General features: G+C 71.2%; 17 protein-coding genes and 1 riboswitch. Of the genes, 8 read left to right on the forward strand and 9 right to left on the reverse strand.

The window, feature by feature from the left end:
- Positions 1–50: 50 nt before the first annotated feature.
- The 5 genes from metF to RM704_RS20055 all read right to left on the reverse strand — a co-directional run bounded on the left by metF (position 51) and on the right by RM704_RS20055 (position 4,029).
- On the reverse strand, positions 51–974 hold the full coding sequence (gene metF / locus RM704_RS20035) for a methylenetetrahydrofolate reductase [NAD(P)H] (protein ID WP_078937180.1): 924 nt from the start codon (positions 972–974) through the stop codon (positions 51–53).
- 109 nt (positions 975–1,083) lie between these two features.
- Positions 1,084–1,728: a thiamine phosphate synthase gene (gene thiE / locus RM704_RS20040; RefSeq protein WP_033528138.1), complete on the reverse strand. Its 645-nt coding sequence runs from the start codon at positions 1,726–1,728 to the stop codon at positions 1,084–1,086.
- A 150-nt stretch (positions 1,729–1,878) separates the two neighbouring features.
- On the reverse strand, positions 1,879–2,244 hold the full coding sequence (locus tag RM704_RS20045; RefSeq protein ID WP_033528139.1) for an Rv2175c family DNA-binding protein: 366 nt from the start codon (positions 2,242–2,244) through the stop codon (positions 1,879–1,881).
- Positions 2,245–2,349: 105 nt separating this feature from the next.
- Positions 2,350–3,588, reverse strand: coding sequence for an NAD(P)/FAD-dependent oxidoreductase (locus RM704_RS20050; protein WP_033528140.1), 1,239 nt, complete (start codon positions 3,586–3,588; stop codon positions 2,350–2,352).
- 81 nt (positions 3,589–3,669) lie between these two features.
- Positions 3,670–4,029, reverse strand: coding sequence for an avidin-fold protein (locus RM704_RS20055; RefSeq protein WP_033528141.1), 360 nt, complete (start codon positions 4,027–4,029; stop codon positions 3,670–3,672).
- A 52-nt stretch (positions 4,030–4,081) separates the two neighbouring features.
- Positions 4,082–4,193: riboswitch (TPP riboswitch) on the forward strand.
- Between RM704_RS20055 and thiO the strand changes: the two genes are divergently transcribed.
- The 5 genes from thiO (at position 4,191) to RM704_RS20080 (ending at position 9,458) form a co-directional block, all read left to right on the forward strand.
- Positions 4,191–5,366: a glycine oxidase ThiO gene (gene thiO, locus RM704_RS20060; RefSeq protein WP_033528142.1), complete on the forward strand. Its 1,176-nt coding sequence runs from the start codon at positions 4,191–4,193 to the stop codon at positions 5,364–5,366. Its footprint overlaps the riboswitch before it by 3 nt.
- Before the next feature lie 14 nt (positions 5,367–5,380).
- The gene (gene thiS / locus RM704_RS20065; protein ID WP_033528215.1) at positions 5,381–5,581 is read left to right on the forward strand and encodes a sulfur carrier protein ThiS; all 201 of its coding nucleotides are present in this window, start codon (positions 5,381–5,383) and stop codon (positions 5,579–5,581) included.
- Positions 5,582–5,585: 4 nt separating this feature from the next.
- The gene (locus tag RM704_RS20070; protein ID WP_033528143.1) at positions 5,586–6,380 is read left to right on the forward strand and encodes a thiazole synthase; all 795 of its coding nucleotides are present in this window, start codon (positions 5,586–5,588) and stop codon (positions 6,378–6,380) included.
- A 162-nt stretch (positions 6,381–6,542) separates the two neighbouring features.
- Positions 6,543–8,462 carry a Stk1 family PASTA domain-containing Ser/Thr kinase gene (gene pknB, locus RM704_RS20075; RefSeq protein WP_033528216.1) on the forward strand — a complete coding sequence of 640 codons (1,920 nt, stop codon included), beginning with the start codon at positions 6,543–6,545 and terminating at the stop codon, positions 8,460–8,462.
- A gap of 66 nt (positions 8,463–8,528) precedes the next feature.
- Complete coding sequence (locus RM704_RS20080) at positions 8,529–9,458, forward strand: deoxyribonuclease IV (protein WP_033528144.1); 930 nt, start codon at positions 8,529–8,531, stop codon at positions 9,456–9,458.
- Positions 9,459–9,476: 18 nt separating this feature from the next.
- On the opposite strand, the gene RM704_RS20085 is transcribed toward RM704_RS20080, so the two are convergent.
- Positions 9,477–10,124 carry a sulfite oxidase-like oxidoreductase gene (locus tag RM704_RS20085; protein WP_033528145.1) on the reverse strand — a complete coding sequence of 216 codons (648 nt, stop codon included), beginning with the start codon at positions 10,122–10,124 and terminating at the stop codon, positions 9,477–9,479.
- Between the two features lie 175 nt (positions 10,125–10,299).
- Here RM704_RS20085 and bfr point away from each other — a divergent pair, with 175 nt between their 5' ends.
- The gene (gene bfr, locus RM704_RS20090) at positions 10,300–10,779 is read left to right on the forward strand and encodes a bacterioferritin (RefSeq protein WP_033528146.1); all 480 of its coding nucleotides are present in this window, start codon (positions 10,300–10,302) and stop codon (positions 10,777–10,779) included.
- 1 nt (position 10,780) lies between these two features.
- Here the strand turns inward: bfr and RM704_RS20095 are convergent, their stop codons facing one another.
- From RM704_RS20095 to RM704_RS20105, 3 genes are all read right to left on the reverse strand, one after another.
- Positions 10,781–11,014, reverse strand: a complete 234-nt coding sequence (locus RM704_RS20095; RefSeq protein ID WP_033528147.1) for a (2Fe-2S)-binding protein — start codon at positions 11,012–11,014, stop codon at positions 10,781–10,783.
- A gap of 163 nt (positions 11,015–11,177) precedes the next feature.
- Complete coding sequence (locus RM704_RS20100) at positions 11,178–12,527, reverse strand: class II 3-deoxy-7-phosphoheptulonate synthase (protein WP_033528217.1); 1,350 nt, start codon at positions 12,525–12,527, stop codon at positions 11,178–11,180.
- 104 nt (positions 12,528–12,631) lie between these two features.
- Complete coding sequence (locus tag RM704_RS20105) at positions 12,632–14,173, reverse strand: hypothetical protein (RefSeq protein WP_311590942.1); 1,542 nt, start codon at positions 14,171–14,173, stop codon at positions 12,632–12,634.
- 71 nt (positions 14,174–14,244) lie between these two features.
- Between RM704_RS20105 and RM704_RS45175 the strand changes: the two genes are divergently transcribed.
- Together RM704_RS45175 and RM704_RS20110 are read left to right on the forward strand one after the other, a co-directional pair.
- A complete protein-coding gene (locus RM704_RS45175) occupies positions 14,245–14,301 on the forward strand; it encodes a trp operon leader peptide (RefSeq protein ID WP_071528813.1) in 57 nt (18 codons plus the stop codon).
- Between the two features lie 127 nt (positions 14,302–14,428).
- Positions 14,429–16,306, forward strand: coding sequence for an anthranilate synthase family protein (locus tag RM704_RS20110; protein ID WP_033528148.1), 1,878 nt, complete (start codon positions 14,429–14,431; stop codon positions 16,304–16,306).
- Positions 16,307–16,335: the final 29 nt, after the last annotated feature.

A 16,335-nucleotide genomic window follows, 5' to 3' on the forward strand; every position in this document is an offset into this window, starting at 1 on the left:
CCCTCTCCCTGTAGCCGCTACGCAGTGTGTCGTACGCGAGTGCGACCGGTCTAGGCCCGTGGTGGATGGTGCAGGCCCAGGTTCTCGTAGATTTCCAGAGTCGCGGTGGAGTTGTTCAGGGTGATGAAGTGAAGTCCGGGGACTCCTTCGTCCAGCAGCCTCGCGCAGAACTCCGTGGCGAACTCGATGCCAATGGAGCGTACAGCGGCCGGATCGTCTTTGGCTGTGACGATCCGCTCTTTCAGGGCGTTCGGGATGGCGGCGTTGCTGAGTTTGGGCAACCGTTCCAGCATCTTCACGCTGGTGACGGGCATGACCTCGGGAATGACGGGGGTTTCGCAGCCGGCGCTCGCGACCGCGTCCCTCAGACGCAGGTACGACTCGGGGTGGAAGAACATCTGCGTGATCGCGTAGTCGGCGCCGGCCCGGCACTTGTCGACGAAACGCGCCACGTCGCTGTCCCAGTCCGGGGAGCGCGGGTGCATCTCCGGGAAGGCCGCGACGCCCACACAGAAGTCGCCCGATTCCTTGATGAGCCGGACGAGTTCGGCGGCGTAGGTCAGGCCCTGCGGATGCGCGACCCACTCGGCCAGGGGGTCGCCGGGCGGGTCGCCGCGGACGGCGAGGATGTTGCGGATCCCGGCGTCCGCGAACTGGCCGATGATGTTGCGCAGTTCGGCGATGGAGTGGCTGACCGCGGTGAGGTGGGCGACCGGGGTGAGCGTGGTGTCGGCGGCGATCTGCTCGGTCGCCTTCACCGTGCCGGCCCGCGTGGAGCCGCCCGCGCCGTACGTCACGGAGACGAAGCTGGGAGCCACCGCCTCGATCCTGCGGAGGGCGTTCCACAGGTTCCGCTCACCCTTCTCCGTTTTGGGTGCCCAGAACTCGAAGGAATAGGTGGTTTTGCCCGTGGCGAGCATGTCACGCACGGTCCGTGCGCGATCAGTCCTGGTGGAAGCGGTTCCTAGGGCCATACCGGCAGGTTAGTCAGGTCGGGCCCGTCCCCCAACCAGACCAAGGCTATTTGTCCCCTTTGTCGACCTGTTGTCCACGCCTTGGACGGCCGTGGGTCGCAGGCGCGGGCTAGAGGGCGCGCAGCCGCTTGGTGAACTCGGCCGCGGCGGCTCCCGGGTCGTCGGCCTCCGTGATCGCACGGACGACGACCACCCGCCGGGCGCCCGCCTCGACGACCTCGTCGAGGTTGCCGAGGTCGATGCCGCCGATGGCGAACCAGGGGCGGTCGGTGGCGAGGGCGGCCGTGTACCGGACGAGGTCCAGGCCGGGGGCGTGGCGGCCGGGCTTGGTGGGGGTGGGCCAGCAGGGGCCCGTGCAGAAGTAGTCCACGCCCTCCTGCACGGCCGCGGCGGCGGCCTCCTCCTCGGCGTGGGTGGAGCGGCCGATGAGGACGCCCTTGCCGAGGACGGCACGGGCGGCGGGGACCGGGAGGTCGCCCTGACCGAGGTGCAGCACGTCCGCGCCGATGGCGTGGGCGACGTCCGCGCGGTCGTTGACGGCGAGCAGCTTGCCGTGCCGACGGCAGGCGTCCGCGACGACCTGGAGGTGCTCCAGCTCCTCGGCCGCCTCCATGCCCTTGTCGCGGAGCTGCACGATGTCCACGCCGCCGCCGAGGACCGCGTCCAGGAACCGCGGGAGGTCGCCCTGGCGCTTGCGGGCGTCCGTGCAGAGGTAGAGCCGGGCGTCGGCGAGCTGTGCGGCGGCGTCGGGCATGGGTGTGTCCCCCGTTGGCGTGCGTGGTCCGTGCGGCGCACGGGACGCGACCCTCGCGGGCCCCTTGCCGTGCGCCGCAGGCGGCTCTTCTGCGGATCTTTCGGGTGTCTCAGGTGTCTCGTGTGTCTCGGGTGTGCCTGGCGTTCCGGGTCAGACGGCGAGCGCCTGGGCGCGGCGCTTCACCTCCGTGCCGCGATTCTCGCTCAGGGCCTGGGCCGGGGTTCCGGGCAGGCTCGGGTCCGGAGTGAAGAGCCACTCCAGCATCTCTTCGTCGGTGAAGCCGTCGTCCTTCAGCAGGGTCAGGGTGCCGGTCAGGCCCTTGACCACCTTGTCTCCGTCGATGAAGGCGGCGGGGACGTGCAGCGCGCGGTTCTCCCCGCGGCGTACGGCGATGAGCTGGCCTTCCTTCACCAGCTGCCGCACGCGGGTCACCTCGACGTCCAGCATCTCTGCGATGTCGGGGAGGGTCAGCCACGCGGGGACGAGAGCATCGATCTTTGCGTCAATCTCGGTCACGTCTCCAAGACTGCCATCTGGGACTGACAGTGGGTAGCCGAGGCGCCTCCGGCGGAGCCGACCGAGGGGTATGAGTGCGTCGGTCGGCGGGCGAACGCGTCCCGGCTACGCCGTCGCCGCCGTGGCCGCCTTCAGTGGCCTCGCCGGGTCCTCCAGCAGCAGCGGGTCCATCGGGGTGCCCGACTCGATCAAGCGGCGCCCCTGGGCCAGGTCCCGGGGGCGGCCCACCGCCAGCAGGGCGACCAGCCGGGCCTCGCGCAGCCAGCAGACCGACCAGGCGATCCCGGCCGGGTCACCGCGCCGGACCATGGTGTCGGCGGACGCGTGGTCCCCGGCGTACTGGACGAACCGGCCGAACTGCTCGGACCAGAAGTAGGGCACGGGGTCGTAGGGCTCGGGGGTCTCGCCGACGATGTTCGCGGCGACCGTGCGGGGGCCCTGAAGGGCGTTGTCCCAGTGGTGGACGAGGAGACGCCGGCCGTACCTGCCCGAAGGGAAGGAGGCGCAGTCGCCGACGGCGTACACGTCCGGTACGGAGGTGCGCAGATGGTCGTCCGCCACCACCTCGCCGTGGGCGCCGAGCTCGATGCCGGAGCCCTTCAGCCAGGCCGTGGCGGGGCGTGCGCCGATGCCGACGACGACCGCGCCGGCCGCCACCCGGGTGCCGTCGTCCAGGACGACCGTGCCGGGCTCGACACGCTCCACGCGCGCGTGGGTGCGCAGGGTGGCGCCGCTGTCGGCGTACCAGGCGGCCATCGGGGCGGCCACTTCCGCCGGGAGCGCGCCCGCGAGCGGGCGGTCGGCCGCCTCGACGACCGTCACCGCGCAGCCCGCCTCACGGGCGGCCGTGGCGAACTCGGCGCCGATCCAGCCCGCGCCGACGACCACGATGTCGTGCTGCCGGGCCAGCACGGGCCGCAGCCGCTCGGCGTCGTCCAGGGTCCGCAGCAGATGCACCCCGGGCACGCCCTCGACGCCCGGCAGCGTGATCGGTTCCGCGCCGGTCGCGACGACGAGGACGTCGTACGGGACGGTTCCGTCGGCCGTGTCGAGCTCATGATCGGCGGGACGCAGGCCGGACACCTCGCGGCCGAGCCGGAGGTCGATGCCGAGTGCCTCGAAGTCGACGTCGAAGGCGGAGCCCTCGGCGTTGCCGAGCAGGACGGCCTTGGAGAGCGGGGGCCGGTCGTACGGCTGGTGCGGCTCGGCGCCGAGGAGGGTCACGTCGCCGGTGAAGCCCTGTTCCCGCAGGGCGACCGCCGTCTGCACGCCCGCCATGCCCGCGCCCACGACGACCACGCGCCGCACCGGTGATCCGCCCCTCTGCTGCGTCTGCTCGCTCACCCGATCACCATAGACAACTGATATCCGGTCAGGCAGAGGGTGGGTGGGCCGGTCGTACGGCGGGTGGGCGGGAATTGGCCCTCAGCGGGCGCGGTCCGCCGTCTCGTCGACCTGCTCCACCACGCTCGTCCCGCTGCCGGGCCGCGACTCCCACTCCCAGGTCTCCTCCAGCCGGACCCGCCCGTCGGGCAGTTCGACCACCAGGGACACGCAGTGCCCGGAGGCGGTGGTGCCGTCGGTCTTCAACTGCACGTAGCGAAAGTCCAGCCGGTCCCCCGCGCGCGTGCCCACGAGCCGGCCCCGCACGACGTCGCCGCCCGCGTAGTCGGCCCAGATCTCGCCGTCCTTCTCGTGGTAGGTGAACCGGGTGCGGGTGCCCACCTGACCTGGGGCTTGGTCGGCGACGGGGGCGAGGACGAGACCGTCGAGCGAGCGGGCCATGGGCACGGGCTCCCTTACTGGGACGAACGGCGGGGGCTAGGGTGGGCCACCGTAGAGCACTCGCGGGAGCCCGGACGCACCGGGCTGAGAGGGAGGCTGGCGGCCTCCGACCGTACGAACCTGATCCGGGTCATGCCGGCGAAGGGAGGGGCTGGACGCCCATGTCGCGTACGCACACGTCAGACGTCCTCGTGGTGGGGGGCGGAATCATCGGGCTCGTCACGGCGTGGCGGTCCGCGCAGCGCGGGTTCGCCACGGCCGTGGTCGATCCCGAGCCCGGCGGCGGGGCCGCGCGGGTGGCGGCCGGGATGCTCGCCGCCGTCACCGAACTGCACTACGGCGAGGAGACGCTGCTGGGGCTCAACCTGGAGTCCGCGCGCCGCTACCCGGACTTCGCGGCCGAGTTGACCGAGACCACCGGCCTCGACCTCGGCTACCGCCGCTCCGGCACCCTCGCCGTCGCGCTCGACGCCGACGACCGCGCCCATCTGCGCGAACTGCACGCCCTGCAACGTCGGTCGGGCCTCGACTCGGAGTGGCTGAGCGGACGGGAGTGCCGTCGGCTGGAGCCGATGCTCGCACCGGGCGTGCGCGGCGGACTGCGGGTCGACGGGGACCACCAGGTCGACCCGAGGCGGCTCTCCGCGGCCCTGGTCGCGGCCTGCGAACGCGCCGGGGTGGTGTTCCACCGGGCCTGGGCCGAGGAGCTTTCGGTGGCCCGGGAGCGGGCCACCGGCGTCCGGACCGGCGACGGTGAACGGCTGGCGGCCGGGCACACCGTCCTCGCCGCGGGCAGCCTCAGCGGGCGGCTCGCCGGGGTCCCGGCCGAGGTGCGACCGCCGGTGCGACCGGTCAAGGGGCAGGTGTTGCGGCTGACCGTGCCGAAGCCGTACGCGCCCTTCCTGAGCCGTACCGTGCGGGCCGTGGTGCGGGGCAGCCACGTCTATCTCGTGCCGCGCGAGAACGGCGAACTCGTCGTCGGGGCGACCAGCGAGGAACAGGGCTGGAACACGACGGTCACCGCGGGCGGGGTGTACGAACTGCTGCGGGACGCTCATGAACTCGTCCCCGGCATCACCGAACTGCCGCTCACCGAGACCCGCGCCGGACTGCGCCCCGCCTCGCCCGACAATGCCCCGCTCCTCGGCCCCAGCGGGCTGGACGGCCTGCTGCTCGCGACCGGCCACTACCGCAACGGCGTGCTTCTCACGCCGGTCACCGGCGACGTCATGGCCCAGGTGCTGACCACCGGTGAACTGCCGGCGGAGGCCCGCGACTTCACCCCCCTGCGGTTCCGCGCCGGCGCGGCCCGTGAACTCCTGGAGCAGCCCGTATGAGCACCACCGGGACCCTGACCGTGTCCGTCAACGGGGAACGGCGGCAGATCGCCCCCGGCACGGCCCTCGACGCGGTCGTGCGGACGCTCACGCCGTCCCTCTCGGGTGTCGCCGCCGCTCTGAACGAAACCGTCGTCCCGCGCGCGCGGTGGACGACCACCGCCCTCGCCGAGGGGGACCGTGTCGAGGTCCTCACCGCCGTCCAAGGAGGCTGATCCCGTGGCAGACGACCCCTTCGTCCTCGGCGGCACGACCTACGCGTCCCGCCTGATCATGGGCACCGGCGGCGCGAGCGGCCTGGACGTCCTGGAGCGCGCCCTGGTGGCCTCCGGCACGGAACTGACCACGGTCGCGATGCGCCGGGTGAACGCCGACGTGCAGGGCTCGGTGCTGTCCGTGCTCGACCGGCTCGGCATCCGGGTGCTGCCCAACACGGCCGGCTGTTTCACGGCGGGCGAGGCCGTGCTGACGGCCCGCCTCGCGCGCGAGGCGCTCGGTACGTCCCTGGTCAAGCTGGAGGTCATCGCCGACGAACGCACGCTGCTGCCCGACCCGATCGAACTGCTCGACGCGGCCGAGACGCTCGTCGACGACGGTTTCACGGTGCTGCCGTACACGAACGACGATCCCGTGCTCGCGCGGAAGCTCCAGGACGTGGGCTGTGCCGCGATCATGCCGCTCGGGTCGCCCATCGGCTCGGGGCTCGGCATCCGCAACCCGCACAACTTCCAGCTGATCGTCGAGCACGCGCGCGTGCCGGTGATCCTGGACGCGGGTGCGGGGACCGCGTCGGACGTCGCGCTCGCGATGGAACTGGGGTGCGCCGGTGTCATGCTCGCCTCGGCGGTGACGCGGGCCCAGGAGCCGGTCCTGATGGCCGAGGGCATGCGGCACGCGGTGGAGGCCGGACGGCTGGCGTACCGGGCTGGCCGCATCCCCCGCCGTCACTTCGCGGAGGCCTCGTCGCCGGGCGAGGGGTTGGCGCGGCTGGACCCGGAGCGCCCGGCGTTCTGAGGCGGAGCTCACGCCCCCCTCCCCTCACTCGAACAGTCGAACGACTTGGGTCGGAGACCCGCTCGTCACAGCCCTCCGGTCTCGGTCACAGCTCTGCTGCAGTACGTCCCGCGGAGCACGGGACCCATGGGCCTGTCGGCGGCGGCTCGTACACTCACCTGCGTGGACACGACCCTTCAGGACCCGCTTGTCGGCCAGGTGCTCGACGGTCGGTATCGAGTCGAGGCGCGGATCGCGGTCGGCGGGATGGCCACGGTCTACAGGACCGTGGACACCCGCCTCGACCGCGTGCTCGCGCTCAAGGTGATGCATCCGACGCTGGCCGCGGACCGGACGTTCGTCGAGCGGTTCATCCGGGAGGCGAAGTCGGTGGCCCGGCTCTCCCACCCGAACGTGGTGGGGGTGTACGACCAGGGCGCCGACGGCTCGTACGTCTATCTCGCGATGGAGTACGTCGCCGGCTGCACCCTCCGTGACGTGCTGCGCGAGCGCGGGGCGTTGCAGCCCCGCGCCGCGCTGGACATCCTGGAACCGGTGCTCGCCGCGCTGGGCGCCGCGCACCGGGCCGGATTCGTGCACCGGGACATGAAGCCGGAGAATGTGCTGATAGGGGACGACGGCCGGGTCAAGGTCGCCGACTTCGGGCTCGTCCGGGCCGTGGACACCGTCACCAGCACCACCGGCGCCGTCCTCGGCACCGTCTCCTACCTCGCCCCCGAGCAGCTCGAACACGGCACGACCGACACCCGTGTCGACGTGTACGCGTGCGGCGTGATGCTCTACGAGATGCTCACCGGCGGCAAGCCGCACGCCGGCGACTCCCCCGCGCAGGTGCTCTACCACGCGCTCCACGACGACGTGCCGCCGCCGTCGGCCGCGGTGCCGGGGCTGCCCTACGAGCTGGACGAACTGGTCGCCTCGGCGACCGCCCGCAATCCGGAGCTGCGGCCGTACGACGCCGTGGCACTGCTCGCGCAGACACTGGAAGCGCGGGGCGGACTGAGCGGCGAGCAGCTGGACGCGGTGCCGCCGCAGGCGATAGCCGGCGGCCACGACACCACCGAGGACCGGACGAGCGTGATCCCGCGCACCCTGTCCGTGTCACGGTCGGTGGGGCTGGATCCCGACGAGCGGTTGGACCGCACGAGCCGGTTCGAATCTCCTCCGCCGCCGTCCCGGCGCACCCGCACCTCTCCCGCGTCCCGGCGTGGGCTGTGGGCGGCCGTCGTCGCCGCGGTGCTCGTGCTGGGCGTGGGCGGGGGTGTCTGGTACATCAACTCGGGCCAGTTCACGCAGGTCCCGGCCGTGTTGCAGCAGAGTGAGGCGGTCGCCACGAAGCGGCTGGAGGGCGCCGGGCTGGACGTCGACGTCAAGCAGGCGTACAGCGACACCGTCAAGCGCGGCAGGGTGATCGGCACCGACCCGGCGCCCGGCGAGCGGATCCGGGACAACGACACCGTGACGCTGACGATCTCCAAGGGCCCGCAGACCGTGGAGGTGCCGGACCTGAAGGGTTACCGGCTGGACGTCGCGAAGACCCAGCTGAAGGACGACGGGCTGGAACCGGGTGTGGTGACGCGGGAGTTCAGCGACGAGGTCATCAGGGGGCAGGTGATCAGCACCCGGCCGGGCGCGGGCACCGAGATCTCGTCCGGCGCGGCGGTCAGGATCGTGGTCAGCCGGGGCGCCCCGGTGGAGGTGCCCGACGTGTCGGGCGCGTCCGTCGCTGACGCCACCGCCGAGCTGGAGGATGCGGGCCTGAAGGTGAAGATCGCCGCCGGGCGGGTCAACTCCGAGTTCGACAAGGGGCTCGTGGCCGAGCAGGCTCCGGGCGTGGGCAAGCAGCTCGGCCAGGGTGACACCGTCACGCTGACGCTCTCCAAGGGACCCGTGATGGTCGAGGTCCCCGACGTCGTGGGCGACAGCGTCGACGAGGCGACCCAGAAGCTCCGGGACGCCGGTTTCGAGGTCGAGGAGGACCGAGGGCTCCTCGGGCTCTTCGGCGACGAGGTCAGGAACCAGTCGGTGGACGGCGGGGACACGGCACCCAAGGGCTCGACCATCACCATCGAGATCCGCTGACGGGCGGCCCGGCCGTCGCCTCGAACCGGCGGCCGGGCACCGCGGGCCGCATGACACCCTGGTGCGGTGAGCACTCAGCAGTCCCCCGGGCTCCCGGACACCGCCCCCCGTCACTCCGGCCCCTCCGGCCCCTTGGGCCCTTCCCGCAACCCCGTCGGCGGTCATGTCCCCGTCGCCGGGGGCCTGAACTCCGTCGGGCTGACGTACGCCCGCGATCTGAAGGCCGAGACTGTTCAGGTCTTCGTCGCCAATCCGCGTGGCTGGGCGACTCCGGTGGGCAACCCCCGGCAGGACGAGGAGTTCCGCGCGGCCTGCGCCGAGGAGTCGATCCCCGCGTACGTCCACGCGCCGTACCTGATCAACTTCGGTTCGCACACCGAGGCGACGGCGGAGCGGTCCGTGGAGTCGATGCGGCACTCGCTGCGCCGGGGCCGGGAGATCGGCGCGCTCGGGGTGGTCGTGCACACGGGGAGCGCGACCGGCGGGCGGGACCGGTCGGTGGCGCTCAAGCAGGTGCGGGAGTATCTGCTGCCGCTGCTGGACGAGTTGACCCATGACGACGACCCGTATCTGCTGCTGGAGTCGACGGCCGGCCAGGGGGCCTCGCTGTGTTCCCGCACCTGGGACTTCGGGCCGTACTTCGAGGCCCTGGACGCCCATCCGAAGCTGGGGGTCTGCCTGGACACCTGCCACATCTTCGCCGCGGGGCACGACCTGACCGGGCCCGACGGCATGCATCGGACGCTGGACCTGCTGGTGGACACCGTCGGAGAGGGCCGGCTGAAGCTGATCCACGCCAACGACTCCAAGGACGTGGTCGGCGCCCACAAGGACCGCCACGAGAACATCGGCTCCGGCCACATCGGCGAGGACCCCTTCCGCGCCCTGATGACCCACCCCGCCACGGAGGGCGTCCCGCTGATCATCGAGACCCCCGGCGGCAAGGAGGGCCACGCGGCGGACGTGGAACGCCTGAAGAAGCTCAGGGACGGCTGACGCCCCCCTCGCGGACCGTCAGAGCTCGGGCCCGTCCCCCGGTTCCTCCTGGTAGGAGTAGCGCTGCTCCTGCCAGGGGTCGCCGATGTTGTGGTAGCCGCGCTCCTCCCAGAAGCCACGGCGGTCGGCGGTCATGTACTCGATGCCGCGGACCCACTTGGGGCCCTTCCAGGCGTAGAGGTGGGGCACGACGAGACGCAGGGGGAAGCCGTGCTCGGCGGTGAGGAGCTCGCCGTCCTTGTGGGTGGCGAAGATCGTGCGGTCGTCGGCGAAGTCGGCGAGGCGGAGGTTGGAACTGAAGCCGTACTCCGCCCACACCATCACATGGGTGACCTCGGCGGCGGGCGGCGCGGTGTCCAGGATCGTCCGGGCCGGAATGCCGCCCCACTCGGCGCCGACCATGCTGAACTTCGTCACGCAGTGCAGGTCGGCCACGACCGAGGCGTACGGCAGGGCGGTGAACTCGTCGTGGGTCCAGGCGTGCTTCTCGCCGTCGGCGGTGGCGCCGAAGACCCGGAAGTCCCAGCGCTCGGGACGGAACTTGGGGACGGGCCCGTAGTGGGTGACCGGCCAGCCGCGCTGGAGGCGCTGTCCCGGCGGAAGCTGCGACGACGCCGCGTTCTCAGATGCGCGATCTCCTGATTCGCGTTCCACCGGCTGACCCATGACTCCATCCTGACAGACCCTGAGTGGTGCACATGACCAGGGTCCACCCGACTCGGACATTTAGAACTAAGGCTGCACTTACTTACTAAGCTTGCACTTACTGGACGATCTTCGGCAGCGGTGCAATCATCGCGGCGCAACCTCCCAGTTCCCCCGCTTGGAAGGAGCCTCTGCGATGCAGGGCGACCCCGAGGTCATCGAATTCCTCAACGAGCAGCTGACCGCTGAGCTCACCGCGATCAACCAGTACTTCCTGCACGCCAAGATGCAGGAGAACTTCGGCTGGACGAAGCTCGCGAAGTACACGCGGCACGAGTCGTTCGACGAGATGAAGCATGCGGAGGTGCTCACCGACCGGATCCTGTTCCTGGACGGGCTGCCGAACTACCAGCGACTGTTCCACGTCCGGGTGGGCCAGACGGTCAAGGAGATGTTCGAGGCCGACCGGCAGATCGAGGTCGAGGCGATCGACCGCCTCAAGCGCGGTATCGAGGTGATGCGCAACAAGGGCGACATCACCTCCGCGAACATCTTCGAGTCGATCCTCGAGGACGAGGAGCACCACATCGACTACCTGGACACCCAGCTGGAACTGCTGGAGAAGCTCGGTGAGGCGCTCTACATCGCGCAGCTGATCGAGCAGCCCGAGGGCTGAGTCAGGCCGCTTCCTCAAGCTCGGTGAAGACCGACTCGCCCTGGTCGGCCGACTCACGGCGCGGGCACGCGCCCCTGCCGAGGATCGCCTGGATCCGCCGGACGCACGAGCCGCAGTCCGTGCCCGCCTTGCAGGCGGACGCGATCTGGCGAGGGGTGCAGGCGCCGTCCGCCGCATGCTTCTTGACCTGCTGCTCGGTGATGCCGAAGCAACTGCAGACGAACACGCGGTTCACCTCCCGCCGGGATCGATAGGTGGCGCCGTCCCGATGATCGGTGAGGCTAACCTAACCTTACCCGGCAGGCTGGAACCGCAAAAGTGGAGTGGGGCGCGGATCGTATGTGATCCGCGCCCCACGTCATGCCTGCGTAACAGGCACACCCACTGTTGATCTGCTACTAGTCCCGGTAGAGCTCCGCGACCAGGAACGCCAGGTCCAGCGACTGGCTGCGGTTGAGCCGGGGGTCGCACGCGGTCTCGTAGCGCTGGTGCAGGTCGTCGACGAAGATCTCGTCGCCGCCGCCCACGCACTCGGTGACGTCGTCGCCGGTGAGCTCCACGTGGATGCCGCCCGGGTGGGTGCCCAGGCCCTTGTGGACCTCGAAGAAGCCCTTGACCTCGTCGAGCACGTCGTCGAAGCGGCGGGTCTTGTGGCCGGAGGCCGCCTCGAAGGTGTTGCCGTGCATCGGGTCGCTCACCCAGGCCACGGTCGCACCGGAGGCAGTGACCTTCTCCACCAGCTCGGGCAGCTTGTCACGGACCTTGTCCGCGCCCATGCGCACGATGAAGGTGAGCCGGCCGGGCTCCCGGTCCGGGTCCAGGCGCTCGATGTACCGCAGCGCGTCCTCGGCCGTGGTCGTCGGGCCGAGCTTGATCCCGATCGGGTTGCGGATCTGCGAGGCGAACTCGATGTGCGCGTGGTCCAGCTGCCGGGTGCGCTCGCCGATCCACACCATGTGCGCCGAGACGTCGTACAGCTGGCCCGTGCGCGAGTCCACGCGGGTGAGCGCCGACTCGTAGTCGAGCAGCAGCGCCTCGTGCGAGGAAAAGAACTCGACGGTGCGGAACTCCTCCGGGTCGGCCCCGCAGGCGTGCATGAAGTTCAGCGCGTTGTCGATCTCGCGGGCGAGCTGCTCGTAGCGCTGGCCGGACGGGGACGACTTCACGAAGTCCTGGTTCCAGGCGTGCACCTGGCGCAGGTCGGCGTAGCCGCCGGTGGTGAAGGCGCGCACCAGGTTCAGCGTGGAGGCGGAGGCGTGGTACATCCGCTTCAGGCGCTCGGGGTCCGGGACACGGGCGGCCTCGTTGAAGTCGAAGCCGTTGACCGAGTCACCGCGGTACGTCGGCAGGGTCACGCCGTCACGGGTCTCGGTGCCCTTGGAGCGGGGCTTGGAGTACTGCCCGGCGATCCGGCCGACCTTCACGACCGGCACGGAGGCCGCGTACGTGAGGACCGCGCCCATCTGGAGCAGCGTCTTCAGCTTGTTGCGGATGTGGTCGGCCGACACGGCGTCGAAGGCCTCGGCGCAGTCGCCGCCCTGGAGGAGGAACGCCTCTCCCTTGGCGACGGACGCCATCCGGGCGCGCAGCTGGTCGCACTCGCCCGCGAAGACGAGCGGCGGATACGACTCGAGCTCCGCAACGACTGCGCGCAGAGCCTCGGTGTCGGGGTACTCGGGCTGCTGCGCCGCGGGCAGGTCTCGCCAGGTGTTGCCAGCGCTCGCGCTGGACTTAGCGTTCACGGTCACGACGTCCACATTACGGGGTCATGTCGGGCGTCCATCCCCGTGCTCATCAAGTGAGACGGACCCCGCTCGGTCTGAGCGGGGTCCTCGGGCGCGCCGGGGACGCCTCAGTGGAGATCCATGACCGCCGGGTCGTCGAAGCCGACGGCGAAGACCGTGCGCAGGGAGAGGTTGGCCTCCCCCCGGTAGCCGTCGCAGGCGTTCCGCCGCTCGTCGGCCTCCTCCACGGCCTCGAACTCGTACGGGAAGCTCGCCCGCAGGGCGGTACCGGCGCAGATGTGTTCCGTGAGCCCCCACAGCTCGTCCACGCGTGCCGTGCCGAGCCTCGGCCAGTGGCTGAGGGCCTGGGGGGTGCCGACCGCCCAGTTGCCGCTCGCGTGGGGCAGGCCGCCGACCGTGACGTTGCAGGGCGTCGGGGCGCGGGTGTCGCCGGCCCAGGTGCGGGAGAACACGGCGGGCTGGAGGGCGCAGCCCTTGTGGAAGGCGAAGTTCAGCAGCCCGGTGTCGTCGGTCCAGGTCATGCCGCCCTGCAGCCCGACATAGCGGGTCGCCGCGTACGCGTCCTGGATCACCGTCTTGCCGCCGGACATGTTCAGCAGTCCCGGATAGGTCGAGGCGCTGGTCGGATTGAGCTGGTAGCGCACGATCCGGGCGCCCGCGGCGCCGCCGTACCACTCACCGGCGACCAGCTTGTACGGGCTGCCGCCGCTCTTGTCGAGGGAGAGCCAGGAGTAGCAGAGCGAGTCGGGGTCGGGGGTCCCGTCGACGGCGTCGCTGTCGCAGCCGCCGGAGGGCGGTGGGGAGGCCTGCTTGTAGTAGTGGGTCTGCGGCAGGACGTACGGGTGGCCGCAGGCGCTCGACCGGCCGGAGACGCTGTCGACGCCGTAGGTGTTGAGCCCGGAGCCGTAGGTGTCGACCTTGCTCAGCTTGTTGACGTCGAAGACGCGGATGCCGCCGGTGGTGTCGGTGACGTAGAGGTGGTTGGCGTACCAGACGATGCCGCCGCCGTGGCCGGTGACGAATTTGAAGTTCTGGCCGCCGGAGGTCGGCTCGACGAGCAGGACGTGGCGGTACTTGAGTGTGTCGCGGTCGATGAAGGAGAGCCTGAGCAGGTTGTTGGTGCGGCACTTGTCGGCCGGCTCGACCGTGCCCGTCGCGTCGGTTCGGAAGGTCTTGTAGTGCCAGGCGACCGCCGTGACGCTCCTGCCCTGGATCGCCCCGTCCGCCCCGTCGGCGGTGCCGGTGGTGCTCATGCCCTGGGGCCACCAGCGGGGTGTGGTGTCGTCACCGAGCGCGGAGGACCAGCACCAGGCGATCTTCCGGTCCACCGGCGGCAGCGCCTTGGTCTCGTCGCCGGTGCAGGCGCGCATCGAGCCCAGGTTCATGCCGGGGTCGGCCGCCCCCGCCGAGTCCGTCGTGTACTCGGTGGTGACGACCTCGTCGAGGTCGGCGTCGGTCAGCCGGCCGGCGAGGGTGGTCGCGGCCGTCACGGTGCTCGTGTCGGTCATCCTGAACAGGTCACCGGCGAGCGCCAGTCGGGTGGTGGTCGGCTCCTCGGCGGCCGAGGCGGGTTGTCCGGTCAGTCCGGCGAGCAGGGCGGCCGTCGCCGCCACGAGGGCCAGGGGTCGCGTTCTCGGTATGAGTGGCACGCGTGATCCTAAGCCGACCACCAGGTGTCGATCATGTGAGTTTCCGGAGTTTCTCCGGTAAGGTGCGGCGCATGTTCGCGCACTCGACCCAGAACTGGTGGTGGACCGCTCATCCGGCGGCCCACTGACTGCGCGTACGCAAGACTTCGCGAAGGCCGCCCGAGGGGCGGCCTTCGGTGTTTCCAGGGCCTGGCCGTTCCTCTCGATCACCACGACTCGCCACGACGACCGTGATCCCCCAGGGAAGAGGAACCCATGGACCTGACCCGGCTCCTGTCCGACGACCGCCCGTTCGCCCTGTTGCGGCGCCGCACCCCCGGCCTGCACGACCGCGACACGGTGGAGCTGCTGATCGGCCCGGTGACGACGTACGAGCGTCTCGCCGACCTCCCCGACGAGGGGCTGGCGCTCGTCCCGTTCCGGCAGATCCGCGAACGCGGCTTCGACGTCCGCGACGACGGGACGCCCCTGTCGGCGCTGGTGCCGGAGGAGTCGTACGAACTGCCGCTGGAGCGGGCTCTCGCGCAGTTGCCCGCGCACGACGTCCGGGTCGAGGGCGGTGGCTTCGACGTGGGCGACGAGGAGTACGCCGAGATCGTCGGCCGGGTGCTGCGCGAGGAGATCGGGCGGGGCGAGGGCGCCAACTTCGTGATCCGGCGGACGTACGAGGGCACGGTCCCGGGCTTCGGCCGCGCCGACGCGCTCGCGCTGTTCCGGCGGCTGCTGGAGGGCGAGCGGGGGGCGTACTGGACGTTCGTGGTGCACACCGGGGAGCGCACCCTCGTCGGTGCCAGCCCCGAGGTGCATGTGCGGATGTCCGGCGGGACGGTCGTGATGAACCCGATCAGCGGGACGTACCGCTATCCGGCCGAGGGCCCCACCCCGGAGGATCTGCTGGCCTTCCTCGGCGACGGCAAGGAGATCGAGGAGCTGTCGATGGTCGTCGACGAGGAGCTCAAGATGATGTGCACGGTCGGCGACATGGGCGGGGTCGTGGTCGGGCCCCGGCTGAAGGAGATGGCGCATCTGGCGCACACCGAGTACGAGCTGCGCGGGCGGTCCTCGCTGGATGTGCGGGAGGTGCTGAGGGAGACGATGTTCGCCGCGACGGTCACCGGGTCGCCGGTGCAGAACGCGTGCCGGGTGATCGAGCGGTACGAGCCCCTCGGGCGGGACGGTGTGGGGCGCGGGTACTACGCCGGGGCGTTGGCGCTGCTGGGGCGTGACGCGGGTGGAGCGCAGACGCTGGACTCGCCGATCCTGATCCGTACGGCCGACATCGCGGCGGACGGACGCCTGAAGGTGCCGGTGGGGGCCACCCTGGTGCGGGGGTCGGACCCCGCGAGCGAGGTCGCCGAGACCCATGCGAAGGCGGCGGGAGTGCTGGCGGCGCTGGGGGTACGGCCCGGACGGCCGGGGCGGGAGCGGGTGCGGCCGGGGCTGGCCGAGGATCCCCGGGTGCGGGCCGCGCTGGACGGGCGGCGGGCCTCGCTGGCGCCGTTCTGGCTGCGGATGCGGGAGCGGACGGGCGAACTGACCGGGCACGCTCTGGTCGTCGACGCCGAGGACACCTTCACGGCGATGCTCGCGCATCTGCTGCGGTCGTCGGGGCTGGAGGTGACGGTGCGGCGGTACGACGAGCCGGGGCTGCGGGAGGCTGTGCTCGCGCACGAGGGCGTGGTCGTGCTGGGGCCCGGGCCCGGGAATCCGTCGGACGGGGACGACCCCAAGATGGGGTTCCTGCGGTCGCTGACCGCCGAGGTGCTGCGGGGGCATCGGTACGGGGTGCTCGGGGTGTGTCTCGGGCACGAGCTGATCGCGGCGGAGTTGGGGCTGGAGATCGTGCGGAAGGAGGTGCCGTACCAGGGGGCGCAGACGGAGATCGATCTGTTCGGGCGGCCCGAGACCGTGGGGTTCTACAACAGCTTCGTGGCCCGGTGCGACGACGCGGAGGCCGGGGAGCTGGCGGCGCGGGGCGTCGAGGTCAGCCGTGGTGGGGGTGGGGAGGTGCACGCGCTGCGGGGTGCCGGGTTCGCGGGGGTGCAGTTCCATCCGGAGTCGGTGCTGACGCTGGACGGGGTGAGTGTGGTGCGTGAGTTGGTGGTGGGGGTGCAGTCGCTGCGGGCGGTGTAGGGCCTGTGGGGTGGTGCGGGGTCGTGGGT

Source organism: Streptomyces gottesmaniae (genome assembly GCF_031845845.1).
GTDB lineage: Bacteria > Actinomycetota > Actinomycetes > Streptomycetales > Streptomycetaceae > Streptomyces > Streptomyces akebiae.